The 24697-nt window shown below is 65.9% G+C and carries 17 protein-coding genes; 7 read left to right on the top strand and 10 right to left on the bottom strand.

The features are described from left to right. Positions 1–440: 440 nt before the first annotated feature. Positions 441–1595 (top strand): methionine adenosyltransferase, encoded by a 1155-nt coding sequence (metK, locus tag CKO15_RS02365; RefSeq protein WP_200192121.1) that lies wholly within the window; start codon positions 441–443, stop codon positions 1593–1595. Between the two features lie 118 nt (positions 1596–1713). On the opposite strand, the gene bchO is transcribed toward metK, so the two are convergent. Together bchO and CKO15_RS02355 are read right to left on the bottom strand one after the other, a co-directional pair. Then, complete coding sequence (bchO, locus tag CKO15_RS02360) at positions 1714–2700, bottom strand: alpha/beta fold hydrolase BchO (RefSeq protein ID WP_200192119.1); 987 nt, start codon at positions 2698–2700, stop codon at positions 1714–1716. Between the two features lie 257 nt (positions 2701–2957). After that, entirely contained in the window at positions 2958–6515 is a 3558-nt protein-coding gene (locus CKO15_RS02355) for a S41 family peptidase (protein WP_242464504.1), read from the bottom strand. A gap of 341 nt (positions 6516–6856) precedes the next feature. Here CKO15_RS02355 and CKO15_RS02350 point away from each other — a divergent pair, with 341 nt between their 5' ends. Both CKO15_RS02350 and CKO15_RS02345 read left to right on the top strand, forming a co-directional pair. Continuing rightward, positions 6857–7105 (top strand): hypothetical protein, encoded by a 249-nt coding sequence (locus tag CKO15_RS02350; RefSeq protein ID WP_200192117.1) that lies wholly within the window; start codon positions 6857–6859, stop codon positions 7103–7105. 260 nt (positions 7106–7365) lie between these two features. Further along, the gene (locus tag CKO15_RS02345; RefSeq protein WP_200192115.1) at positions 7366–9513 is read left to right on the top strand and encodes a UPF0149 family protein; all 2148 of its coding nucleotides are present in this window, start codon (positions 7366–7368) and stop codon (positions 9511–9513) included. Positions 9514–9549: 36 nt separating this feature from the next. On the opposite strand, the gene CKO15_RS02340 is transcribed toward CKO15_RS02345, so the two are convergent. From CKO15_RS02340 to CKO15_RS02330, 3 genes are read right to left on the bottom strand one after another with little or no spacing between them, the layout of a single operon-like run. Beyond that, positions 9550–11844 (bottom strand): heavy metal translocating P-type ATPase, encoded by a 2295-nt coding sequence (locus tag CKO15_RS02340; protein WP_200192113.1) that lies wholly within the window; start codon positions 11842–11844, stop codon positions 9550–9552. After that, on the bottom strand, positions 11845–12057 hold the full coding sequence (locus CKO15_RS02335; RefSeq protein ID WP_200192111.1) for a heavy-metal-associated domain-containing protein: 213 nt from the start codon (positions 12055–12057) through the stop codon (positions 11845–11847). A gap of 24 nt (positions 12058–12081) precedes the next feature. Beyond that, complete coding sequence (locus tag CKO15_RS02330; RefSeq protein ID WP_207123785.1) at positions 12082–12996, bottom strand: ion transporter; 915 nt, start codon at positions 12994–12996, stop codon at positions 12082–12084. A gap of 139 nt (positions 12997–13135) precedes the next feature. Here CKO15_RS02330 and CKO15_RS02325 point away from each other — a divergent pair, with 139 nt between their 5' ends. The 3 genes from CKO15_RS02325 to CKO15_RS02315 all read left to right on the top strand — a co-directional run bounded on the left by CKO15_RS02325 (position 13136) and on the right by CKO15_RS02315 (position 15826). After that, complete coding sequence (locus tag CKO15_RS02325; protein ID WP_200192107.1) at positions 13136–13588, top strand: Hsp20/alpha crystallin family protein; 453 nt, start codon at positions 13136–13138, stop codon at positions 13586–13588. Between the two features lie 106 nt (positions 13589–13694). Next, positions 13695–15485 carry a carbon starvation CstA family protein gene (locus CKO15_RS14485; RefSeq protein ID WP_200192105.1) on the top strand — a complete coding sequence of 597 codons (1791 nt, stop codon included), beginning with the start codon at positions 13695–13697 and terminating at the stop codon, positions 15483–15485. Between the two features lie 65 nt (positions 15486–15550). Next, positions 15551–15826, top strand: a complete 276-nt coding sequence (locus tag CKO15_RS02315; RefSeq protein WP_200192104.1) for a cory-CC-star protein — start codon at positions 15551–15553, stop codon at positions 15824–15826. Here the strand turns inward: CKO15_RS02315 and CKO15_RS02310 are convergent. The 5 genes from CKO15_RS02310 to dapA all read right to left on the bottom strand — a co-directional run bounded on the left by CKO15_RS02310 (position 15823) and on the right by dapA (position 23925). Beyond that, on the bottom strand, positions 15823–16854 hold the full coding sequence (locus CKO15_RS02310; RefSeq protein ID WP_200192102.1) for an ArsA family ATPase: 1032 nt from the start codon (positions 16852–16854) through the stop codon (positions 15823–15825). The two genes, CKO15_RS02315 and CKO15_RS02310, sit on opposite strands and share 4 nt — an antisense overlap. 15 nt (positions 16855–16869) lie before the next feature. Then, the gene (gene galU / locus CKO15_RS02305; protein WP_200192100.1) at positions 16870–17769 is read right to left on the bottom strand and encodes a UTP--glucose-1-phosphate uridylyltransferase GalU; all 900 of its coding nucleotides are present in this window, start codon (positions 17767–17769) and stop codon (positions 16870–16872) included. A 17-nt stretch (positions 17770–17786) separates the two neighbouring features. Beyond that, positions 17787–22181 (bottom strand): phosphoribosylformylglycinamidine synthase, encoded by a 4395-nt coding sequence (gene purL / locus CKO15_RS02300; RefSeq protein WP_200192098.1) that lies wholly within the window; start codon positions 22179–22181, stop codon positions 17787–17789. A 145-nt stretch (positions 22182–22326) separates the two neighbouring features. After that, positions 22327–22998 (bottom strand): outer membrane protein assembly factor BamC, encoded by a 672-nt coding sequence (bamC, locus tag CKO15_RS02295; RefSeq protein ID WP_200192097.1) that lies wholly within the window; start codon positions 22996–22998, stop codon positions 22327–22329. A 39-nt stretch (positions 22999–23037) separates the two neighbouring features. Continuing rightward, the gene (gene dapA, locus CKO15_RS02290) at positions 23038–23925 is read right to left on the bottom strand and encodes a 4-hydroxy-tetrahydrodipicolinate synthase (RefSeq protein ID WP_200192096.1); all 888 of its coding nucleotides are present in this window, start codon (positions 23923–23925) and stop codon (positions 23038–23040) included. 229 nt (positions 23926–24154) lie between these two features. Here dapA and CKO15_RS02285 point away from each other — a divergent pair, with 229 nt between their 5' ends. Next, positions 24155–24682, top strand: a complete 528-nt coding sequence (locus CKO15_RS02285) for a glycine cleavage system transcriptional repressor (RefSeq protein WP_200192095.1) — start codon at positions 24155–24157, stop codon at positions 24680–24682. Positions 24683–24697: the final 15 nt, after the last annotated feature.

The following is a 24697-nucleotide window of genomic DNA, read 5'->3' as shown; positions in this document are numbered from 1 at the left end:
CCGGGACTGATCATTCGCCGCTGCTCCCTCCTTCGTGGTCCCAGGAAGAATGCCGGCGGGAACGCCGGCGCTCCCAGGAACCAGCGCCCCTGCCGGCGAGGTCTTTCATGACTTCCCACCCTGGGCAACCGGACCGACAACATCCTCGCTGTGGTCTCGACGATCTTCGGGGCTTCCCACCCTGGGCAACCGGGCCGACAGCGTGTTAAAAAGCCTGGGTCGAAGGCGCCCAGGCTGCCCTCAACCAGCCCGCACCAGCGGGAGCCGGCGCAGATTATTGGCGAGGGGAGACAGGGCGTAAGCCCCGCGCCACTGGGCGCTTTACCGGGCAGAGCCTCACGGCCCTGCGGGTGGAAGGCCCGTACCTGTTTTGACGGCTGCAATACCGCAGCCGCCATTCCTCCCGCGATTGAAAGCGCGGGATTCCTTGGGGAGAGCATATGAGTGAACAGCACCTCTTCACCTCAGAGTCGGTCTCGCGCGCCCACCCCGATAAGATCGCCGATCGGATCTCTGATCAAGTCCTAGACGCAATCCTCGCTGCCGACCTGCAGGGGCGCGTCGCCTGCGAGACCGCGGTCAAGACCGGGCTGGTGCTCCTCTTCGGCGAGGTGACGACGCACGCCCATATCGACTTCGAGGCGGTGGTACGCCGCGCCGTCTGCGAACTCGGCTACACCGGCTCGGAGTTGGGCTTCGATGGCCGAACGTGCGCGGTGATCAACGCCCTTGGTCGGCAATCGCCCGATATCGCTCAAGGGGTCGAGCGCAGCGACCCGGAGCAGCAAGGGGCTGGCGATCAAGGACTGATGTTCGGTTACGCCAGCGCCGAGACCGACGCCCTGATGCCGGCGCCGATCCTCTATGCCCACCGGCTGATGCAGCGCCACGCCGAACTGCTCGATACGGGAGCGCTGCCGTGGCTGCGCCCCGATGCCAAATCACAGGTGACCGTGCGCTACGTCGACCACACGCCGCAAGCGATCGATGCGGTGGTCCTCTCCGCCCAGCACAGCCCCGAGGTCACCCTCGAGACGGTGCGCGAGGCGGTGATTGAGGAGATCATCCGCCCAGTCCTACCGGCGAAGTGGCTCGATAACGCAACGCGCTTCTATATCAACCCCACCGGGCGCTTCGTGATCGGCGGCCCGCTCGGCGATGCGGGACTGACCGGGCGCAAGATCGTCGTCGACACCTACGGCGGCATGGCGCGCGTCGGCGGCGGCTGTTTTTCCGGCAAGGACCCATCGAAGGTCGATCGCTCAGCCGCCTACGCCGGCCGCTACGTGGCCAAGAACCTAGTCGCCGCTGGACTGGCCGAGCGCTGCGAGGTGCAGCTCTCCTACGCAATCGGGGTCGCCGAGCCCGTCTCCATCGCCGTTGAGACCTTCGGGACCGGCAAGCGACCGGCAGCACAGCTTGTCGAACTGATCCGGCGCCACTTCGATCTGCGCCCCTACGCCATCATTCGCGACCTGGAACTGCTGCGACCGATCTACGCCCAAACATCCGCTTATGGCCACTTTGGGCGTACCGAACCGGCCTTTACTTGGGAGCGCACCGATCGGGCAGAGGCCCTTGCTGCCGATGCGTGAGGCAGCGTCTATATGGGCAAATCGGCTAGAACTTGACCCATTTGAGCGATGCGCCTGGAAAGTCCGACAGTCTGCCAGGGAGCTGCCAGGGGGCTGCCGGGAGTCAGCCAGGAGTCTGCTAGGGAAGCTGGGCAAGAAACCGCCGCAAGACCGCCAGCGTCTGCTGCGGGTCCTCCTCGTGGGCGAAGTGGCCGCGCTCGGGTAGCGTCACGACGGTGGCTCGCGGCAACTGCTGCGCCACCGTAACCGCCTCTTCCGGGTCGACCAGCGGATCGGCCTCGCCGACGATTAGCAGTACCGGCAGGGCCAACTCGGGTAGGCGCGGCTCGAGGCGATCGAGTCGCCAGTGGGCCATCATCCGCAGCGCCGAGCCGGTGTGTTGCGGCGTCTGCGCTAAGCGGGCATAGCGTTCGATCTGTGCCGCCGGCAGCGGTGAACCGGCCTGCTCGAAGAGCTCCGCGACCTGCTGCTCATCACCGAGGCGCCGGGCTGCCCGGCGCGCCACCACGTCGCGGTTGATCACCCAGCGCGCCAGCGGCATGAAGAGCCGCGCGAAACGCCCCTGCCGCGGCAGCAGCGAGCCGTTGATACTCACCAGTGCCGCCGGGGCAATCTGCTCATCAAGGATCATCTGTGCCAGCAACGCCGCACCTGCGGAGTGCCCCACGACCCAGTCGGGCTCGACGTCGAGGGCACGAAGCAAAGCGGCCAGATCCTCGGCCATCGCGGCGGTTGCTAAGCGCTGCGGCGGTGGCGCCGAGGTGAAGCCGTGCCCCGGAAGATCGACGACCAGCACGGTGAAGTGCTGTCTCAGCTCCGGTACGAGCGGGTACCACGAGTGACCCGCCGCACCGGTACCGTGGACCAGCAGCACCACCGGCGCCGGCGACTCGGTCGCGGCAGTGTCGGCATCGGCATCGGCATCGGCATCGACGCCGGCGTCTGCATCAACCGTCGCGGGAAAGAGCTGATAGTGCCAGCGGATCCCGGCCGCCTCGAGAAAGTCGCTGGCCGAGCGCCCCGGCCAGTCACGGCCCTCGACCGCCCAGCGCGGCTGGAGGGGCGGTTCGTCGTTCGCCTCAGTATCGTGGGCGAGCGCACTCAACGGAACGAGCCCGAGCAACCCCAACAATAGACCGAGCAACAGACCGAATAGCGACCTGCGTAACGGCCCGAGTGACAGGCAGAGTGGCAGCCCGAGCGGCGACCCGAGTGACCGGCAGGGCGACAACCAGAGCGCCGGGCGGAGCAATGGGCACAGCAACGGCCCAAAGCGCGGGCGCGAACCCGATCCGGCACGCATTTTACGATTCACGATGGCGCCGCTATCCACGATGACACTTCCCGTCCACAGTCACCTCTTCACGATGTTTCATCCGCCTCATCAAGACGCTCTAGCAGGTCGTCGACGGCCCGCTCCAGCTGCCGGTCGCGCCCGGCGACCTCGTCATCCGGGTGTTGCCCAACCCGAAGATCGGGCGGCGCCCCGTAGTGCTCCATATCGGTGCCATCGGGCAGATACCAGCCGCGGAAGGGTCGGCGCACCGTCGCCCCGTCGATCAGCCGATGCTGCCCGGTCGAGATCACACCACCGTAGGTCGGCTCGCCGATCAGCCGGCCTCGCCCGAGGGTTCGGAAGGCGTGAGCAAGGATCTCGGCATTGGAGTGGCTTTTGGCGTTGATCAGGACGTTGGTCGGGGCGGTGAAGCGCGGGGCATCGAGCCGATCCTGCGGATAGTGCCCAGTCTGCGCTGGATCGCCCCCTGCCGGCACGGTGTAGGCGTGCTGCGGCGCCAGCAGCGAGGTCAAGATGCGATCGGTGGTGTGACCGCCACCGTTGTTGCGCACGTCGATGATCAGCCCCTCCTTACCCTCAGCGGCGGCGTAAAGATCGGCCTGAAAGCGCTCCAGCGACGCCTGATTCATCGCCTGGATGTGAACGTAGCCAAGACGCCCATCGGCACGCTCCTCGACCACGGCGCGGCTGCGCGCCTTAAAGGCGTCGTACTTCAACCGCCCTAGCTCGGCGTAGTCGACCGGGGTGATCAAGGTCTGGCGCTGGTGGCCGATGGGATCGCCGGGGCGGCGAAAAGTAACGAGCAACTCATCGCCGACTCGCCCACGCAACCGCTGCAGCATACTCTCCTCGGCCCGCAAGGGCTCCTGACCAATGGCCGTGATGAGATCCCCAGGGCGCAGCGGCACCGCTCCGCGCGCCGCCGGACCGCGCGCAACGACCCCGAGTACGCGGTAGCCGTAGAGACCGTCGCCGAGTGTTACGGGCGCATGCTCGATGCCGAGACGCCCCGAGGGCTGACGGCGCGCAGCACTCGGGTCGGGGTTGGTGACTCCGGTATGGGAGGCTGCCAGCTCCCCCATGAGGCGATTGGCGATGTCGTTGAACTCATTGGCGGTGCGCGCATGCTCAAGCAGGGCAGTGTGGTCATCGACCCGTTCCGCCCACCCGATCTGCTCCAAACGCTGCGGCTGATAGAACCCCTCCTCGATCACCCGCGCGGCCTCACGCAGTTTCTGCTGCGCCTGCGCCTGCAGATCGATACGAATGCGATCGCTGATATCCGGGCGCCTATGTCTGGCGTCGGCCAGATTCACCACCCCAGCACGACCATTAGCGACGTAGACCAAACGATCGCCGCTGCTGCTCAAATGCTGGACATCGACAATGCCGCCGAGGCGCTTGCGCTCGCTGCCATCCCAGCTCTCGAGCATCAACCCCTCGCCGGTGCGATTGAAGAGGTAGCGATCACCGCCCGGGGTCATCTCCAGGTCGTACTCGTGCGCGGCGGCGCGGGTGACCCGTTCGATCCGGCGCCAAGCGCTCTCAAGATCTCTCTGCGTCAAGGCCTCTGTGCGCCTCTCAGCGACCGTCTCATCAACGGCTGCAGCACTTGCCGGCTCACCGCTGGGTCCGGTCGCCGTACCAATCACCTCACCGGTTACCGAGTCAGTCGTTCGCTCCGAGCCGGCCCCTGCCCTCTGCTGCGCATCGCGATAGTAGCGCACCCGCTCGCGCGGGCTGTAACGCTCCAGTGCTGCATCGAGGTAGACGCGGTAGACGTCGTACGTCTCGCCGGCGCGATTCGAGACAAAGCTGAGCTTGCGGCCATCGGCCGACCAGCGCGGATTGCGATCGTTGCGCGGATGGCGGGTGACGTTCACCGGAGGGTGAGAGCCGTCGGTCGGCACGACGAAGATATTAACGCTGAAGTCGAGGTCACTCTGCGCATAGGCGATATAGCGACCATCCGGCGACCAGCGCCACTCGATTCGCTGATCCCAGCCGCTGACCAAGCGCTCGCTCTCGCCGCTAGCCAGATCGAGGAGCATCAAGTCGCCACGCCCGCGCCGAAAGGCCAGCTGCGTCCCATCCGGCGAGGGGCGCGCCTGCCGATCGTGACTCGCCTCAGCAAGCACCGGCAGGACGGCAAACTGCACCGCATCGTGCCAGCGCTGCGGGGCATTCCGGTCGCTCGCCGTCTTATCCGCAGCGGCGATCGGATCGGGGAGGACACCCGGCAACTCAGCGGAGAACTTACCCGGGACCATCTCGGGGGCAGCTGTGAGCTCTGCGCGCGTCAACACCACCTGCGCTGCGTAGAGCGATTCACTGCCGTCGGCATCGCTCGTGAAGTAGAGGCGCGAGCCGTCCGGCGCCCACGCTAGATCCTTATGGCGGGCGTGCGCGGCGGGCGTGACCGCCTGCGTCGGGCTGTGCTCATCGAGGTGGCGGACGTAGACGCGACCGTAGGCGATGTAGGCCATCACCTCGCCATCAGGACTCAGCGCCGCCTCGCTGACATCCCGATCGATCTGTCGCCACTGCGTCTGATCCTGCCCCGGCTCCCCAGCGTGGAGCTCAAGCGGCTCGGGCGTCGCCGACGGAGCGTCCAGATCGAGGGTATAGAGCCGGTCCCAAACTTGTAGCACGACCATATCGGCCTGCGGAGCGACGTCGAAGTGGCGGACGTCGCGCTTGCGGGCGTGGGTAAGGCGCTCGATCTCGATCAGCTCCTTAACCACATCGGCTACACCGTCTTCTGCCTCAGCGGTCGCGGCGCCACCCTCCTCGCTCACCGCATTCTTCGCCTTCAGGGTATCGAGCGTGAGGCGATAGAGATCGACCGTGCCGTCATCTCGATCGGAGAGAAAGAGCAGCGTCTGATCATCGAGCCAGCGTGCCTGTCCGTCATCGCCGGGGTGATCGGTCAGCTGCACAAACCGCTCGTGCTTACGATCGTAGAGCCAGAGATTGCGTGCATCGGCACCGCGGTAGTGGCGCCGCTGCCAGCCGTGGTAGTGGCCCCCGCGGGTGAAGACGAGCCAGCGGCCATCGGCCGAGAGGCGCGGCTCAGAGCCGAACGCCGGCTGCAGCCGCCAGTGCTCGCCGCCCTGCGGAGCGATGGCGTAGGCGCGCTGTTCGCGGTAGACATCGGCCTCAAGATAGGACGAGAAGGTGATCACAGGGGCACCGTCGCGATCGTGCGCATAGCCCGGATTGCGCAAAAACCGGTCGCTGTAGGTGAGCTGCCGCAGACCGCTGCCGTCGCGCTGCATGTGGTAGAGATTCAGGTAGCCGTCACGCATCGAGCTAAAGACCAACGCGCGCCCATCCGGGCTCCAGGCCGAGTGAAGATCGTCCAGAGCGTGAGCGGTCAGTCGGGTCGCCTCACCACCACTCGCCGCGACCCGCCACAGATCCCCGCCCCAGCTGAAGACGATCGTGCTGCCGTCGGGACTGATCGAGGGAAAGCGCGGCAAACCGACCACCTCCTCTCGTGCGCCGGCTGCCGCACCGGATTCGGCGCTTGCGAGACCACCGCCCCCCAGCCCCGCCAACACCACGCCGGCTGCGATCGACAAGCCCAACACGCTATTGAGTGTACGCTGCTTCTTCGACAACCTTTTCTGCGCCTCTGCCCAATCTCGTGCGGCTGACCTTAGCACTTACGCCCCTCCCCATGAGACTGTCTCTTATGGGCGACAAGTCCAGAAGGACCATTTTCAGTGAGATAGCGCTAGGGCGCAAAACTGTGTCGCCTCACCCCAACAACCGCACTCTCCGCCGCCCCTCGAAACGCCCAGAAAACGGCCAATCTAGCTCCTGATCTGAAAAGTAACCATCTGACAAAGAAAGAGAAAACACAACCTGGCACGCCCCATGCTTAGTACCGGGTAGTGGTCGCAATGGGCGATCACCGTAGCTTTCACTCTCAATGCCACTCCAATAAGGAGGTGACTTTATGCGCAAGAAGACGTTGCTTGCAGCTCTCTTGGCGATGACGTTCGGCTTCGCGGCCTTCTCGGCGACCGCCTTTGAGGATATCGACACTGAGGCCGGTGACGATCAGTGGGCTGAACCGGCCGACGACGCCTGGGGCGAGCCTGAGGGCGAAGTCGAGTTCGATGACGATCCTTGGGGTGCTGACGACGACGACGAGGAGGGCGATGACGAAGACTTTGGTGATTTTGAAGAAGATCCGCAATGGTAATGGGAACAGCCCCGTAGTGGGCTAGACCCTTTGAGTGATTTGGGCTCTCTCAGAAGGCTCAACCCAGGATGGGTTGGGCCTTCGCTTGTTGCCACTTGCTCATGATTTGTTGGCGCTGCCGCCTCGGCAGCCGTGGCCATCCTGTCTGAGAGGCAGGTATAATAGGCACGGTCGCGCAGCAACAGGCAGATGGCTAACCTCCAGCCACACGATCGCCCCGAGGTAGCGCCGCCGCGAATTGCCACAGCAGAGCCACCGATATGCTTGTTGAACCCGCGCACGCCGCGATCTCTCAAGAGACCATCCAGCCGGCTCTGCAACAACTGCGCGCCCATCTAAGCCACGCGACCCTCTCACTCGAAGAGGCCGCAGCACGCCTCGGCGAACGCTTAGAGGGCGCTATCACCCTGCCCACCCACGGCAGCGACGGGAGGGCGCTGGCGCTCACGCGCGCGCTTGATCAACACCTCGCCGAGCTCCCTTTGGAGCAGCGCGCACGCCTCTACGGCCAGCTCATGCGCCGCCGCGAGCCTCTCTGGCAGCAAGTCACGCTTTACTCCCTGTTGGCACCGGAGCATACGATCCGCCGTGAGGCACTGCTCGCTCTGCGGACCCAAATCAGCGACGGTGCACTCAGCGATCGGAGCTCGGCCCTACTGCCTTGGGTCCGCGCCTGGTTGCCCACCGAGGAGGAGAGCGCCGAGCTGCAAGCGCTTCTTGCCGATGCGCCGCTCCAGCGCGCCCAGAACACCCAGAACACCAGCACGCCGGTTGAGCAGATCTTCGCCTCCATCCCCGATGGCACCGGTCAGCAGTATTTGATCATAACCGCGCAACGCGGCAGAGACGGGGACGAGGAACGCAAGTTCAGCAACGACAACCGCTTAGCCGGCATGCTGATCCTACAGACCTGCCACGGCCTGCTCGAGACACACTTTGCCTACGGGCTGACCGCCGAGGAGCAGGCGCTCATCGTCGAACGTGCCCGCGTCGACGGACCGCTCGCGGCACTGAGCCCTGAGCACGCCGCCGCTTTGCTCAGCAATGCCATCGCCGAATCTCTTGAAGAGGGACGCCCGCCGCCGCCGGGACTGCTCGACTTCGTTGCCGAATTCGAGCACCTATGCGGGCTTGTTCCTCGGCTGTGCGCTGCTCGCGACTGGCTAGCCGTGCTCGACCCCGAGGGCCACCTGGGGCAACTGACCCCGCAGCGGCGTGGCCGCCTGATCCACCGCAGCGCCGAGTGGCCGGAGCGCTTCCCGATCGTTGAGAGTTGGTTTGAAGATACCCCGACGATCCGCGCCATCCTCGCTGCCAACGGCACAGAGTACGACCACAGCCAGCAGCAACGCCGCCTGCGCCGCTATCTCGACGTCGAGCGCCGGCCGTGGTGGGCGGAACAGTGCTTCAAAACCGCGGTTACGCTACACCAATCGCACGCGGCCGAGACCTGGATGAGTTTCGCTGCCGTCGGCAAGGCGCTGCTTGATGGGCGCGAGCTGCGCAAGATCCCGCTCCTTGAGCACGTCCTTGCCACCACTTTGGCCGCTCACGAACAGGGGAACGCCGCACGGCGTGAGACGGAGCGTACCGCAGACGCCGACTCGCTACCCGAGGAGATGGATGGAGCATACGCCGACGACGATGGCCAGCGCACCACCCTAGAGGCTTACTTCGGCACCGCCACAGCCAGTATCGGCAACGCCGCCGCAGCCACCACTCCGTCGCAAGGGTGGAACTACTACAGCCTACACGGCTACCTCTTTGCCATCGCCACCCATCCGGAGCCGATTCCACCGCGCGACTGGATGGCCCCGCTGACCCACACTTCGCCCCACCACGCGGCGCGCCTCATCTCCGCTCCCGCGCACCCAACCAACCTCCAGTCGATCACCGAGTCGATCACCGAGTCGAGCGGGCTCAAGCCAGTTATTCGGGCACTGATGACCCTGCACCACCAGATCGTACACCAGGTACTCGCCGGCTGTCCGGAGCTTCCCACTGGCTGCACACTCGACCCCGACCCACTCGCCAACTTTTGGCCCAACGCACCGATCGGCCACTGGTCACGCGGCTTTGCCGAAGCGCGCACCCGCTTTGGTCATCTGCTCGAGTGGCTGCCACAGCACAGCGAAGATGAGTGGGATGTCGAGCTGGCTCAAACGACCGCCTTTGCCACCATGGTCCTTGAGGCCTTCGGCGATCGCGAGCAAGCACAGGCGTGGGTCGATGGCGCCCGCCGAAGTGCGGCCGACACCACCAACGCCCAAACGCTAGAGCAATTCGCCAGCGGCGTGCGTGACGGCTTCCACGAAAGCTTCCAGGAGCTCGCCCTGCTCGCCTACAGCATGCGCGAGCTCGACCGCTCCAGCGACGACGTACACACGCCGCAGTCACACCGTTCCTAGCATCCGCTGAACACCGCTGAACAACCGTCCTGCCCGCTAAGCCGCCAAACTCGCCCTGCGCAACCGCAAGCTGTTGGAGACGACCAGCAGACTCGATAGGGTCATGGCCGCAGCAGCCATCATCGGCGACAGCAACACCCCCCAGAAGGGGTAGAGCACCCCGGCTGCCACCGGCATCAAGGTCAGGTTATAGACAAAGGCCCAAAAGAGGTTTTGCCGGATCGTCTTGAAGGTCCGACGCGCCAACCCCAACCCCCGCGCCATGCTGCGCGGATCGCCCGACATGACCACCACGTCGGCCGACTCAATGGCGATATCGGTACCACTGCCCACGGCGACTCCGACGTCGGCGCGCGCTAGCGCCGGGGCATCGTTGATGCCATCGCCGATAAAAGCAACGCGCCGGCCCTCACCTTGGAGGGTGGCGATCGCCGCCGCTTTATCGGCGGGCAAGACCTCGGAACGCACCTCGGCAACCCCCAACTTACGGGCCACCGCCTCAGCGGTAGCGCGGTGATCACCGGTTAAAATCAATGTCCGCAGCCCCATGCCGTGGAGGGCGCGAATTGCCGCTGCAGCCCCCTCCTTGACCGGATCGGCGACCGCCAAGACCGCCGCTACGCGCTCACCGATGACGACGTAGAAGGCCGTTCGCCCCTCTTCGGCCCAGCGTGCAGCCTGCTCATAGAGCGGACGCGACACCGGCACCCCAAGCCGATCGAGAAAGCGCCACGCTCCGACGGCCACCCGCACCCCATCGACCTCGCCCTGTACGCCGTAACCCGGCTCTGCGGCAAAGGCCGTGACTTCGCCGATCTGCAACCGGCGCTGCTGCGCGGCCGCCACCACCGCCTCGGCCAGTGGGTGCTCGCTGCGCTGCTCGACGGCGGCCGCTTGCGCTAAGACATCGTCGGCAAAAAAGCCGTCAGCGACCTCTATAGCAACCAGCTGGGGCGCTCCCAGTGTGAGGGTTCCAGTCTTATCGAGCGCGACCGTATCCACTTCGGCGGCGGCCTGGAAAGCCGCCCCGCGCCGAAACAAGATCCCTTGCTCGGCACCGCGCCCCGTACCGACCATGATCGCCAGCGGGGTCGCCAAGCCCATCGCACACGGACAGGCGATCAGCAGCACCGCGGCAGCAACCACCAAGGCGTGATCAACGCCGAAGCCGAGCCCCCACCACAGCACCGCCGCACTCAGGGCCACAGCAATAGCCGCCCAGACCACCACGCCGGCGATACGATCGACCAGTGCCTGAATGGGCGGTTTCGCCGCCTGCGCCTCCTCGACCATGCGGACGATCTGACCGAGCACGGTCGCTGCCCCAACTCGGGTCGCGACGTAGACAAAGGCGCCGCTGCGATTGACCGTGCCGCCGATCACCTCATCGCCGACACCGCGTGCCACCGGCACCGGCTCGCCGGTGACCATCGACTCATCGACGTAGCTTGAACCTTCGACGATCTTGCCATCGACGGGCAACCGCTCACCGGGGCGCACCACCACACGCTCGCCACTTTCGACCTGGGTCGCTGCGATCTCCTCCTCTCCTCCCGCGCGCACCACGCACGCCGTCGGCGGCTGGAGGGCGAGCAGCCGCCGAATCGCCGCGCTCGCCCGGCCGCGGCTCTTCGACTCCAGGTAGCGCCCGAGCAGGACCAGCGTCACGATCACCCCGATCGCCTCGAAGTAGACCCCGCGGGCGCCCTCCGGGAAGAGCTCCGGGGCCAACAAGACCACGGTCGAGTAGAGCCAGGCTGAGGTCGTGCCGAGCATCACCAGCGCATTCATCTCCGGGGTCAAACGCAGCAGCGCCGGCACCCCGTGACGGAAAAAGCGCCGCCCCGCCCAAAGCAGCACCGGTGTCACCAACAGCCACTCGATCCACCACCAGCCTCCGCGCGGCAGCAGTGCGGTCATCGCCTCGCCGAGCCCCGGCCAGAGCATCGGCCCCATCGAGAGCAAGACCAGCGGCAGCGTCAGTGCAGCCGCGAACCACAGATCGCGCCACAGCGAGCGCTGCTCGCGCGCAGAGCGCGCCGCCGCCGCGGCGTCATCCGCAGCCGCATCGGCGGTGCGTAGCGTCGCTTGAAAACCGCCCTGAGCGATGGCTGCGACGATCTGCTCCGGGGTTGCTTGTGCGGCATCGTAGCGCACCGTCGCCTGTGCGGTTGCCAGATTCACCGCCGCCGCCTCGACCCCAGGCAACCGGGTCGCCAAGCGCTCAACCCGTGCCACACAGGAGGCGCAAGTCATCCCCTCGATGGCCAATTGAATCGCCGAGCCGGTCGCCAACTCAGCCTGCGACTCTGAGCGCTGCGCATCGACCATTTAGTCGTCCCTCACCATGCCGACGAAACCGATCTCCTCGAGTCGCTGCGCCAGCAGCGCCGGATCGGGGCGCCCCTCGATGACCGCCTGCTGCCTCGCCGCGCTGACCTCGAGCACTTGCTCGACCCCGGGTAGGGTCTCAAGCGCCTCGCGCACCGCCGCCTCGCAGTGCCCGCAGCGCATCCCATCCACTTGCACTCTGACCGCTTCCATCCCCCGCTCCATTGCCCTATCGCCCTATTGCACCGGGCCGTTTCGCCCGAACTCTTCTGGCCCCGGGCTCTCTGAACCTAGGCTCTCTGACCCCAGCCGTCGCTCCAACCGATCGAGCTTCGCGTGCAGCTCGCGGATGTGGTACAGCATCTCCTCGCGCTCGCCGTGCGCCTTCTGCTCCGATTCGACCCGCTTCTCCTCTTCCTCTTCCCAGTGCAGCGACTGCATGCTGTTGACGATGATACCGATAAAGAGGTTCAACACGGTAAAGGCCGAGACCAAGATAAAGGCGACAAAGTAGAACCACGCCCCCGCGTAGGTCTCCATGACCGGACGGGCGATCGCCTCCGACCAGCTCTCCAGGGTCATCACCTGAAAGAGCGTGTACATGCTTGCGCCAACGCTACCGAACCACTCCGGGAAGCTCGCCCCATAGAGCTCGGTGCCCATCACGGCGAAGACGTAGTAGACCAACATCAGCAAGACACCGATCCAACCAATGCCCGGCAAGGCCCGCAGCAGCGACTCGACAATCACCCGCAAGCGTCCAACCTGCGAGAGCAGCCGCAGCAGCCGTAGGATGCGCAACGCCCGCAGCACCGCATAGGCACCACCATCGGGCACCAAAGCCACCGCCACCACGAAGAAGTCGAAGAGATTCCACGGTCCGCGGAAGAAGCGCGGCCCCCACGCGATCACCCGCAAACCAATCTCAATGACGAAAAAGGCAAGGATCGTCTGATTGATCAGCGGGACAACACCGCCCCCCCAAGCGGCGATCCGCTCCGAGGTCTCCAACCCCAACGTAACACCGTTGATGCAGATGATGACGATGACCGTGTTCTGAAACCACGCTGTCTCGACAAAGGCTTGCAGGCGCGCCCGCCACCCCGCTGGGACATTTGTCGCTTCGTCCCGCCGATCACTTGAAAATGTCAAGGCCGCCTCCACACTCTAAGTTAAGGATCGCAACGGTTGTCGTAGTTCACCACCGCTGCGGTCCCCGCCCACAGGCGATTATAGTTAGAGATACAGACACGCAAGAGAGCAGAGTATACCGAGTCAGGAGGTGATACCTATGGCTATGATGCGCTATGACCCATTGAACACCTTGCGTCAACTGCAAACCGACCTCGACCGGATCTTTAGTCCCGGCAGCACGGTCGGTGCCCCTTCCGATAACGGCGAAGCGGCAACGAACTGGATGCCGGCGGTCGATATCCGCGAGGACGAGAAGGCCTATCTGGTCCACGTCGACCTGCCCGGTGTCGCCGCAGAGGATATCGATATATCGATGGACAATGGCATGTTGACGATCAAGGGGCAACGAGAGTCGGAAGAGACGGAGAGCGGTGCCAACTGGAAACGGGTCGAACGGGTCCGCGGCACCTTCTTCCGTCGCTTCACGCTACCGGAGAACGTCGATCCGGACAACATCCAGGCACGCAGCCGCAACGGCGTGCTTGAGGTCACGGTGCCGAAGCGAGAGGAGCAGCCGGGGCGGCGAATCAAGGTCGAGAGCGCCGCGTAGGCAGCAGGGACAGCAGCGGGGCGGCCCCTTGCAATCGAGGGGCCGCTTGTTGTACTAGATGCTAGCCACGGCTACTGCACTCTAGGCAATACAGGAGCACCGCCCCGTGAACGCCGTCTGGCTGGCCGCCGCAGCGGTCGCGCTCTACCTCTTTGGCTGGCTGTGGTACTCACGCTACCTCGCCGAGCGCGTCTACCGTCTCGATCCCGATTTCGTAACCCCCGCCCACCGCTTTCGCGACGGCATCGACTTCGTGCCGACGAACAAGTGGGTGCTGTGGGGCCATCACTTCACCTCGGTGGCCGGTGCCGCGCCGATCATCGGTCCGGCGATCGCCATCTACTGGGGCTGGGGACCAGCGCTGGCCTGGGTCGCACTCGGCACGGTCTTCGCCGCTGGGGTCCACGACTTCGGCGCCTTGGTGCTCTCAGCTCGCCACCGCGGTCAGTCGGTCGGCACCCTGGCCAACCGGCTCATCGGCCGTCGCGCCAAACTATTATTCCTATTTATCATTCTGATCCTGGTGCTGATGGTCAATGCGGTCTTTGCCTGGGTGATCGCGAATCTCTTCATCAGCAACCCGGCGACTGTACTCCCGGTGCTGTTGCAGATCCCTGTGGCGCTGTGGATCGGTTACTTCGTGCTGCGCCGCGGCGGCCGACTGCTGCTGCCCTCACTGATCGCCCTGGTCTTGATGTACGGCACCGCGCTCTTAACGACCCGCATCGAGTGGCTGCAGATCGACTTCGTGGCGTGGCTCGGTGGCGAGGGGACGGCGACCTTTCTCTTCGGCCTTGAGGCCGTCTCCGCAAGCTTCTTACTGTGGATCGTGCTGCTGCTCGCCTACGTCTACGTTGCGAGCACGTTGCCGGTCTGGAAGCTGCTGCAGCCACGCGACTACATCAACGCTCAGCAGCTGATCTTCGGCCTGGCCATCCTCTACCTCGGGCTGCTGATCGCCCAACCGGAGGTCACCGCCCCGATCTTCAATACCGAGGCGGAGACCTCGTGGTTCCCGCTGCTCTTTATCACCATTGCCTGCGGGGCGATCTCCGGCTTTCACGGTCTAGTCGCCTCCGGCACCTCGTCGAAGCAGCTCAACCGCGAGACCGACGCCCGCACCGTCGGCTACCTCGGGGCGCTCGGCGAGGGCGCGCTGGCCCTGATTGCGATCATCGCCGTCGCTACCCTCTTTGCCAGTCAGGCGGAGTTCCTGGAGGGCTACTCCAGCTTCGCCGCGGCCGGCCAGGGCGGAGTCGGTAATTTTGTCGCAGGGGCTGCCGAGTTGGCCTCGGCGCTGGCGATCCCGAGCGATATCGCCGCCACCCTGGTCGCCCTGATCATCGTCTGCTTCGCCGCGACCACCCTCGACTCGGCGGTGCGACTGCTGCGCTACATCATCGGTGAGCTCGGGGTCGAGTACCGGGTGCCGCAGCTGGCCCACCGCCACGTCGCCACCAGCTTAGCGATCGGCTGCACCGCCCTGCTGGCCCTGCTGCCCGATGGCGGGCAAGGAATGGGCTCGGGGGGCTATCTGCTCTGGCCGCTCTTTGGCACCTCGAATCAGCTGCTCGCCGGCATCACCCTGATGCTGATCTCGCTGTGGCTCTACCGTAAGGGGCGCAATCCGCTCCCAACCCTGGTGCCGATGATCTTCCTGCTGGCGATGACGATCTGGGCGATGAGCGAGCAGGTGCTCCTGGAGTGGTCGGGACAGCGCGGCGCCGATCCGCAGTGGCTGCTCTTCACCTGTGGGGCGCTGATCCTGGTCTTTGCGCTGTGGATCCTGCTTGAGGCCATCCGCCTCTTCCGCGACCGTGAGCGGCTTGATGCGCTGCGCGATCCGAACGATGAGGCGGGCGATGAGGCGAACGAGACGGCCAATAGAAGCGATTAGTCACGCGCGGCCGCGCGCCCTCAGCCGGCGCCGGCCGCCATCAGGACATCAGGAGGAGAGCCACCGTGCAGCACAACCACCCCGTCCGCACCCTGCTTGGGCAGATCGCCGAGCGGTACGATCAGATGCTGCGCCTCGGTCACGAGGCCGAAGTGCGCCGCGAGCTCGCCGAGCGCGAAGACCTGCTCATGCTCTTGCTCTTCGGTGAGACGATGGGGTTGCCGAACCCTGCCGCCTACCACACCTTAGAGCTCTATCCGGCGCTCCTGGAGAGCTACCACGAGTGGCACCGGCGGATGGGCATGGAGCACTCACCGCTCGACCATGTGCGCTGCTGTTAGCACGCTGCTGTCGTAGCGCTCTCAGCTGCGCTGCGCCACAGCGTTGCGGCGATCGCCTCGAGGCCAGCGAGCGAGTCGACATCACTACCGAGCAGAGGGACGCGGAGCCGGGTGCGGTCGGCGAAGAGCCGATCGATCGTCGCTAGGTGGCGCGCCTCGGCGGCGCAGCGTTGCGCCAGGAAGGCGCTCTCTGCCGCTTCGGCCGGCAACAGCTTGTTCACCGCCAGCCCCCAGACCGTCAGGCCGTACGCTTCGAGATCGGGCAGCGCCCGCGCCGTCTCTTGAATCGGTAGGTGCTCAGCGGTCAGCACCAGCACAAAGGCGCAGCGCCGACCGTCGAGCAGCGCATCGCGCATCTGAGCAATTCGCCAGCGCCGCTCGCTGAGCAGATCGTAGAGCGGATCTTCCGGTACCTCACCGCCGCCGAGCCACTGCGAGCGCTCGCGGTTGTGGGCTGAGCGATAGCGCAGCAGCCCGTCGACCCACGCCCCCATCAACTCCGGGAGGCTGAGCAGGCGCACGGTGTGCCCGGTCGGGGCGGTATCGAAGATCACCTGATCGTAGCCGCCCGGCTGCCCCGGGCGCGCCTCATCGAGCACGATGGCGACGATGCGATCGAAGAGAGCCGCCTCGTAGGCCCCCGGCGCACGGGCAGCCATATCGATGTGGCGCTCTGCCTCGCCGATCAGACTCGAGCGCACGCAAGCCCGGATATTCTCCTTCACCCGACCGATGTAGCGAGCGCACTCGGCGTCCGGGTCGATCTCGACGGCATCGAGCCCGGGACGAACCGTCTGCGGTGTGGCGCCGAGCGAATGAGCGAAGACGTCTCCGAGGTTGTGCGCCGGATCAGTAGAGACGAGCAAGACTCGCCGCCCCGCTTGCGCAGCGCCTAGGGCGTAGGCGGCGGCAAGCGTGGTCTTGCCGACCCCGCCCTTACCGGAGAAGAAGAGGATCGGGGCTGTCGGCAGACCCGCCCCCGGGTGAGCGCCCGCTGGCTCTATTGGCCGATTGATCGACTGATCCATCGGTTAGCGCGAATCCTAACCCGAGGTGTTCATGGTGTGGCGCAGATAGTCGGCGAAGGCCGGCCCGAACTCAGGGTGTTTCAGCCCATAGGCAACCCCGGCCTTGAGGTAACCGAGCTTATCGCCACAGTCGTAGCGCTGACCGCTGTACTCGTAAGCGTAGACCGGCTCATCGCGCAGCATGGCGGCGATGGCATCGGTCAGCTGGATCTCGCCGCGGTGATCCGGCGGCGTCTCGGCTAAGTAGTCGAAGATATTGCGCGAGAGGATGTAGCGTCCGACGACGGCGAGATTCGATGGGGCGTGCTCAGGTGCCGGCTTCTCGACCATGCCCGAGACGGCAGTGACGCCGGGGGCGACGTACTCGCCCTCGACGATGCCGTATTTGTGGGTCTCCTCTTGCGGCACCCGCTCGACCCCGAGCACCGAACCGCCGCGCGCAGCGGCGACCTCAGCCATCTGCGCCAGTACCGTCGGGCGCTCGCCGGTATCGATCAGATCGTCGGCGAGGATGACGCCAAAGGGCTCACGCCGGCCGACGGCCGCCCGCGCACTCGCCACCGCATGGCCCAACCCCAGCGCCTTGCCCTGACGAATATAGATACAGCTTAGCCCACGCGGCACGGTGTTCTGCACCACTTCGAGCAGGTCGTACTTGCCCTTCTGTTCGAGCTCGTACTCCAGCTCGTGCGCGGTATCGAAGTGATCGCCGATCGCGCGCTTGGTCCGCCCGGTTACGAAGACGAGATACTCGGCGCCGGCCGCCGCCGCCTCATCGACGGCGTACTGAATCAGCGGGCGATCGACGATCGGCAGCATCTCCTTCGGGCTGGCCTTGGTCGCCGGCAAGAAGCGGGTCCCAAGACCGCCGACGGGAAAGACGACGGTACGAACACGAGCTCTCGACTCAGCCATCACGACCTCCGTTAATCTTATGCCAACCACCGCCGGGCGTTATGGAACATCTGCAACCACGGCCCGGCCTCCCCCCACGACGCCGGCAGCCAAGAGGTCTGTATCGCGCGGAAGGCGCGCTCCGGGTGCGGCATGAGGATCGTCGCCCGTCCATCGCTGCTCGTCAAGCCGGTCAGCCCGCCGGCGGAGCCGTTCGGGTTGGCCGGATAGCGCTCGGCCACCGCCCCGCGACTGTCGACATAGCGCAACGTCGGCAGGGCCGCAGCGGCATCGCCGAGGCTGAAATCGACCCGGCCCTCGCCGTGGGCGACCGGAATCGGCAGCCTTGAGCCAGCCATGCCGGTAAAGAAGAGCGATGGCGATTCGAGCACCTCGACCAGGGCCAAACGCGCCTCAAACTGCTCGGAGCGGTTGCGCACAAAGCGCGGCCACGCCGCCGCCCCAGGGATCAGATCGCGCAGGTGAGCGAGCATCTGACAGCCGTTGCAGACTCCGAGAGAGAAGGTCTGCGGCCGTTCGAAGAAGCGCTGGAAGGCCTCTCTAGCGCGCTCATTGAAGAGGATGCTCTTCGCCCAGCCGCCACCGGCACCGAGGACATCGCCGTAGGAGAAGCCGCCGCAGGCGGCCAAACCGTGATAGTCGCTCAGATCGTCGCTGCCGGCGATGATCTCGCTCATGTGGAGATCGACCGCCTCGAAACCGGCGCTGTGGAAGGCGGCCGCCATCTCCTGGTGGCCGTTGATGCCCTGCTCACGCAGGATGGCGATCCGCGGTCGGGCGCGTCCGCCAATCGCCGGAGCACCAGCCGCTCCCGCTGTCGCCGTTGCAGTGCCACCGCCAACAGCATCGTTGTCGGTGCCGGCATCGACAGCGGCGGCGGCGCCGTCGTCGTCAAGGCCGAAGCCGACCGCGCGCTGCGGATCGAAGGTCGCACAGGTCGCCGTAAGCCCCAGATCGTCACTCGTCGGCACCGCGGCGAAGGCCTCCGCAGCACACTCCTCATCGTCGCGCAGCGCCTGCATCCGATAGCTGGTCTCGCTCCAGAGCTGCTGCAGTTCACGGCGCGGCCGATCGAGCAGCACATCGGCAGCGGCCCGCACGACGATCCGATCGTCGCTGCGCACGTGGCCGAAGGCAACGGCACGAACCGCCGCCGGCGCCTCGTCACCACACTGCGCGATAAACGCCTCGGCGGCACCAGACGGCATCTGCATCAGGAAACCGGGCTCTTCACTAAAGGCGGCCGCAAGTAGGCTCTCCGGGTCTGCCGTCGCGCCCGCGAAGACCCCCGGCAAGCGGGTCAGATCGACCTCGACCCCGCAGCGACCGGCGAAGGCCATCTCACAGAGGGTCACCAGCAAACCACCATCTGAGCGATCGTGGTAGGCCCAGACGGCGCCCCCCTCGGCCAGCAGCCCCTGCACCGCATCGAAGGCCCAGCGCAGCGCCTCGGGATCATCGAGATCGGCCGGCTGCTCGCCGATCACACCAAAGACCTGTGCCAGCGCCGAGGCACCGAGCCGGTGCTGGGTGCCGCTGAGCGTGACCGCCACCAGCACACTCTCGGCGGCTGCGGCTGCGGCTGCCTCGGGCGTCGCACTTGCCGCCGCCTCGCCCCCCTCGCCCGTCACCAGCTGCGGGGTGACGGCACGGCGGGCATCGGCGACCGGGGCAAAGGCCGAGACCACCAGTGAGACCGGCGAGATGACGGCGTATTCGGTGTCGCCGCGCTCTTGCCACACCGCCCGCATCGAGAGCGAATCTTTACCGACCGGGATCGCCACCCCGAGCGCCGGTGCCAGCTCCTGACCGACGGCGGCGACGGTATCGTAGAGCGCGGCATCCTCGCCCTCATGCCCACAGGCGGCCATCCAGTTCGCCGAGAGGTTCACCGTGCGCAGCGGCCCGACCGCGGCGGCGGCCAGATTGGTCAGCGCCTCGGCGACCGCTAGGCGGCCCGAGGCCGGGGCGTCGAGCAGCGCCACGCCGGGGCGCTCGCCGACGGCCATCGCCTCACCGGCGTAGCCGCGGTAATCACCGAGGGTGATGGCGCAGTCGGCCACCGGCACTTGCCACGGCCCGACCATCTGATCGCGCGCCACCAGACCGCTGATGCTGCGATCCCCGATGGTGATCAGGAACTCCTTAGAGGCGACCGCCGGCAGCTTCAGCACCCGCTCCAAGGCGGCCTCCAGGGTGATGCCGGCGAGCGCAAGTGGCTCCCCGGGGCGCATCTGGCGGCGCACGTCGCGCACCATCTTCGGCGGTTTGCCGAGGAGCAGTTCGAGCGGCAGATCGACCGGATGGATCGTGCTGCCGGCACCCTCGCTCGGAGCGGCGGCAGCCGACGCGGCGCTCTTCTCAGTCACCGCCGCGGCGGAAGTGCCGCGCTCGGTACCCGCGCCGGTATCGGCACCGCAATCGGTCTCCGTATCGGCGACGATAAGCTGACGCGCCTCGGTGGTCCGGCCGACTACGGCGTAGGGGCAGCGCTCGCGGGCACAGAAGGCCTCGAAGGCAGCAAGCTGCTCGGCGGCGATGGCTAAGACGTAGCGCTCTTGCGACTCGTTGCACCAAATCTCAAGCGGCGACATCCCCGGATCGGCGACCGGAATGGTGCGCAACACGATGCGCCCGCCGCGCTCGGCATCATCAAGGATCTCGGGGATGGCGTTGGAGAGCCCGCCGGCACCGACATCGTGAATCGAGAGGATCGGATTATCGGCCCCACACGCGGTACAGGCATCGATCACGCCTTGGGCGCGGCGCTGCATCTCGGGGTTATCGCGCTGCACCGAGGCCAGATCGAGCGCCTCATCGCCGCGTCCACTCGCCACCGAAGAGGCCGCCCCGCCGCCTAATCCGATCAGCAGCGCCGGGCCACCGAGGACGATAATGGGGGTGCCGACCGGCAGCGCCTGCTTCGCGACGTGGCCCTCGCGGATATTGCCCATGCCACCGGCAATCATGATCGGTTTATGGTAGCCGCGCCGCTCGCGGCGCTGCTCCGCTGGCGGCGGCGTCGACGACTCCGCGGGGGGGCTGCTCGGCAGCGCCGGGGTCTCGAGTTCGAAGGTCCGGAAGTAGCCGCACAGCGCCGGGCGACCGAGCTCGTTGTTATAGCCGGCAGCCCCGAGCGGCCCCTGCAGCATGATCGACAGCGGCGAGGCGAGGCGCTGCGGGCGTCGCTCTGGACCCTCCCACGGCTGCTCGAAGTCGGGAATGCGCAGATTAGAGACGGTAAAACCGGTCAGCCCGGCCTTCGAGCGCGCCCCGCGCCCGGTCGCCGCCTCATCGCGGATCTCGCCACCGGCGCCGGTCGCCGCGCCGGCGAAGGGCTCAATCGCCGTCGGATGGTTGTGCGTCTCGACCTTCATAACCAGGTGGGCCGGTTCGCTCTGTTCGCGATAGACCCGATCGCGATCGATCAGCAGCCGCTCTACCGAGTGACCGGCCACCACGGCGGCGTTGTCGCTGTAGGCCGAAAGCACGCCGTCGGGACGCGACTCGTAGCTGTGCCGAATCATGGCAAAGAGGGAGCGCGGCTGCTTCTCCCCATCAATGATCCACTCGGCGTTGAAGATCTTATGGCGGCAGTGCTCGGAGTTCGCCTGCGCGAACATCATCAACTCAATGTCGTGCGGATTGCGTCCAAGGGCCTGATAGCTCGCCACTAGATAGTCGATCTCATCGGCAGCTAAGGCCAAGCCCAGCTCGCGGTCGGCATCGAGCAGCGCCTGTCGGCCACCGCCGAGCAGATCGATCACCCGCAGCGGTGCCGGCGTGCGCGCGGCAAAGAGGGCTTCCGCTTGCTGCGGCTCACGCAGCGGGATTTCAATGAGCGGATCGTAGAGCGCCGCGTAAATCGCCTCCAACTCCGCCCTGGCCAAGGACTCCTCGGTCTCGCCGCAGTCGAACAGCAGCCGATAGTGGATCCCACGCTCAATGCGCGCCACTGCTGTGAGGCCGCAGTTATGGGCGATATCGGTCGCCTTACTCGACCACGGTGTCACCGTACCCGGTCGCGGGACCACCCAGACCTCAGTGCCACCGGATACGCCGCCGAGCAGTTCACCCTCCCAGTCGTTCGCCCAATCACTCGTCCTCGTTGGGTCACCCCGAAGGGCAGCTGCTTGGCCTTTCCCCTGCTCCCCCTGCGAGAGCTCGGCGGCAGCAACAAAGTCCTCTTCAAAACCGCTCGGCAGCGGATAGTCGGGGCCGTAGTCGAGCAGTGCGGTGAGGCGCTGCTGCTCGGAGTCGGTCAACGCCCGATCCAAGGCGACGAAGTGCAGGAACTGGGCATCAATGGTGCGGACCGCGGGGCAGATGTCGAATAGCTCGCCGCTGAGTTTGTACATGCGAAAGGGGGAGAAGGCACGGCGGCCGGGGATCCATAAGATGGGCTCTGTCATTGGGGACTCGCGTCGTATCGGTGCGGGTGGGTGCGCGGCGAGGCGGCGCGCCGCGCCCTCTCTCTAGGCGTCGTGCCGCCTGCCTCTTGCTCGGTCTCAGCTGGGTCCCAGCTGGGTCCCAGTTGGGGCCTCAGCTGGGTCTCGGTCAGTACGGCAGTTGCCGATCGAGCAGCGTCAGCAGGCGCTCGGCGATCGCCGGCGAGGCCGCCTCGCCCGCCTCGTCGCGCACCTGCACGACCACCGCACGCGGCTCCTGCGTCAACTCAATACGATAGCGCTGCGGAGCGGTCTCAATGCGCTCAGCCCCACGGAAGAGGCGGGCAAACCAGCCCGGCTGCTCGACCTCTTCATCGGCGCGCGGGGCGTACCGGATCTCGTAGCGCAGTTCGTCACGCTGCCGTCCAAGGAGGGTAAAATCGAGCCGATCGAGCGCCGTACCGATTTCGCGCCACGCTTGATTAAGGGACGTGGCAAGATGCAACTCGGGGCGTCCATCGACATGCTGCAGGCGACTCGGCACCGTCTCCTCGACGGCGACCGGCAACTCGGCCTCCTCCCCTGCCTCACGCTCGGCGGCATCACGCTCCCGCCGCGATCGCTCCGCGGCCTCCTGTTCACCGAGCAGATCGGGCGGGACCAGCAGCGACTCCGGATACTCCGCCTCCTCGCGGGCTAACGGCTGCTTGCCGCAAGCACTTAACAGCAGCGCACATACCACGACAGCCAGCAACAGCAGCGGCGTCGCCAACCGCCCAGCGGCAGCATCACGGCCACAGCACCCCACTCTAGACCCGCTCAGCTGCGGCTGCTCACCCATGGCACCCCCTACAGCACACCGTGCCCTCACTCACCCCTCTCACCGTGCGCCCGCCTGCGTCAAGGCCGCCCGTACGCGCTCCTGATGCTCCACTGCCAAGCGTGTCAGCGGCAAGCGAATCCCGGGGCCGATCAGGCCGAGCTGTTCAGCTGCCCACTTGACCGGAATCGGGTTCGACTCACTAAAGAGCGCTTGATGAAGCGCCGAAAGCTGTGCATTGATCGCGCTCGCCTGCTCGTAGTCACCGGCAAGTGCAGCGGCACAAAGCTCGTGCATCTGGCGTGGGACGACGTTGGCGCTGACCGAGATCACCCCCTTGCCGCCGGCCTGCATCGTCGCTAGGGCATTAAAGTCGTCGCCGGAGAAGACATCGATGAGATCGCCACAGCGCTCGACGAGCTCGCGGGCGCGTTCAACGGTCCCCTGCGCCTCCTTGATGCCGACGATATTGGGCAACTCGGCCAAACGCGCGACGGTCTCGGGGAGCATATCGCAGCCGGTGCGGCCCGGCACGTTGTAGAGGATCTGCGGGATCGGAACGGCCTCGGCAATAGCGCTGAAGTGTTCAATCAGACCCTGCTGCGTCGGCTTATTGTAGTAGGGGACGACCAGGAGGGCGCCGTCGCAGCCGCTCTTGTGAGCGCTGCGGGTCAGCTCAATCGCCTCCCACGTCGAGTTCGCTCCGGTGCCGCCAATTACGGGGATACGGCCAGCTGCTGCCTCGACGACGATGCGGATTACGCGCTCATGCTCGGCGTAGTTGAGCGTTGCCGACTCGCCCGTCGTACCGACGGCGACGATGGCATCGGTGCCGTGCTCGACGTGGTAGTCGACCAGGCGCGCCAGCCCCTCTTCATCGACCGGATCGCGCACCCCATCCTGTGCCTGCATCGGCGTAACCATCGCCACCATACTGCCGCGGAACATCGGCACCTCCGTTCTCTCCTGCCGCACCTGACCCTAAATTAGGACCCTGGGTAGTATGGTACCTAGCCACACCGTCGGCGCCAAGCTAGATACCGCCACCCGGCGGCGCCCCCTGCCGACGGCCTCCTCTGCGGCAGTCGAGCCGGCAGCCTGAACACGCGTCCAATCGTGGTACACTGCGCCGTGTTACACTGCTTCGTTCAAACCCATCGCAATAGCCGACAACCTCATGCAAAATTTGATGGTCATCACCGCTCTTGGCGCCGATCGGCCCGGTATCGTCCACGAACTGGCCAGCGCCATCACAGAGACCGGCAGCAATATCGAGGACAGCCGCATGATCGTCCTCGGCGGCGAATTTGCCATCTTGCTCATGGTCTCGGGCCGCTGGAACGAGCTGGCCAAGCTCGAATCGAGCCTGCCCAACTGCACCAAACGGCTCGGCCTGGAGGTGCACATCAAGCGCACCGAACCGGGCGCCAAAAAGGAGCAGCTGCTGCCCTACACCGTCGAAGTGGTTGCCCTCGATCACCCAGGAATCGTTGCTGAGCTGGCCAACTTCTTTGCCAGCCGCGAGATCAATATCCGCGAGCTTAACACCTCCAGCTACGCCGCAGCCCATACCGGTACACCGATGTTCTCGGTCCATCTGGCCATCGACGTCCCGGCGGGCATCCACATCGCGACCCTGCGCGAGGAGTTCATGGGCTTTTGCGATCAGCTCAATCTCGATTCGATGATGGAGCCGGCCAAGTAGGCCCAATAAAGGGGG

Origin of the sequence: Halorhodospira abdelmalekii (assembly GCF_016583625.1) — a bacterium.
GTDB lineage: Bacteria > Pseudomonadota > Gammaproteobacteria > Nitrococcales > Halorhodospiraceae > Halorhodospira > Halorhodospira abdelmalekii.
The sequence above is the reverse complement of the archived record's forward strand: the minus strand, read 5'-3'. Positions and strand labels throughout refer to the sequence as shown.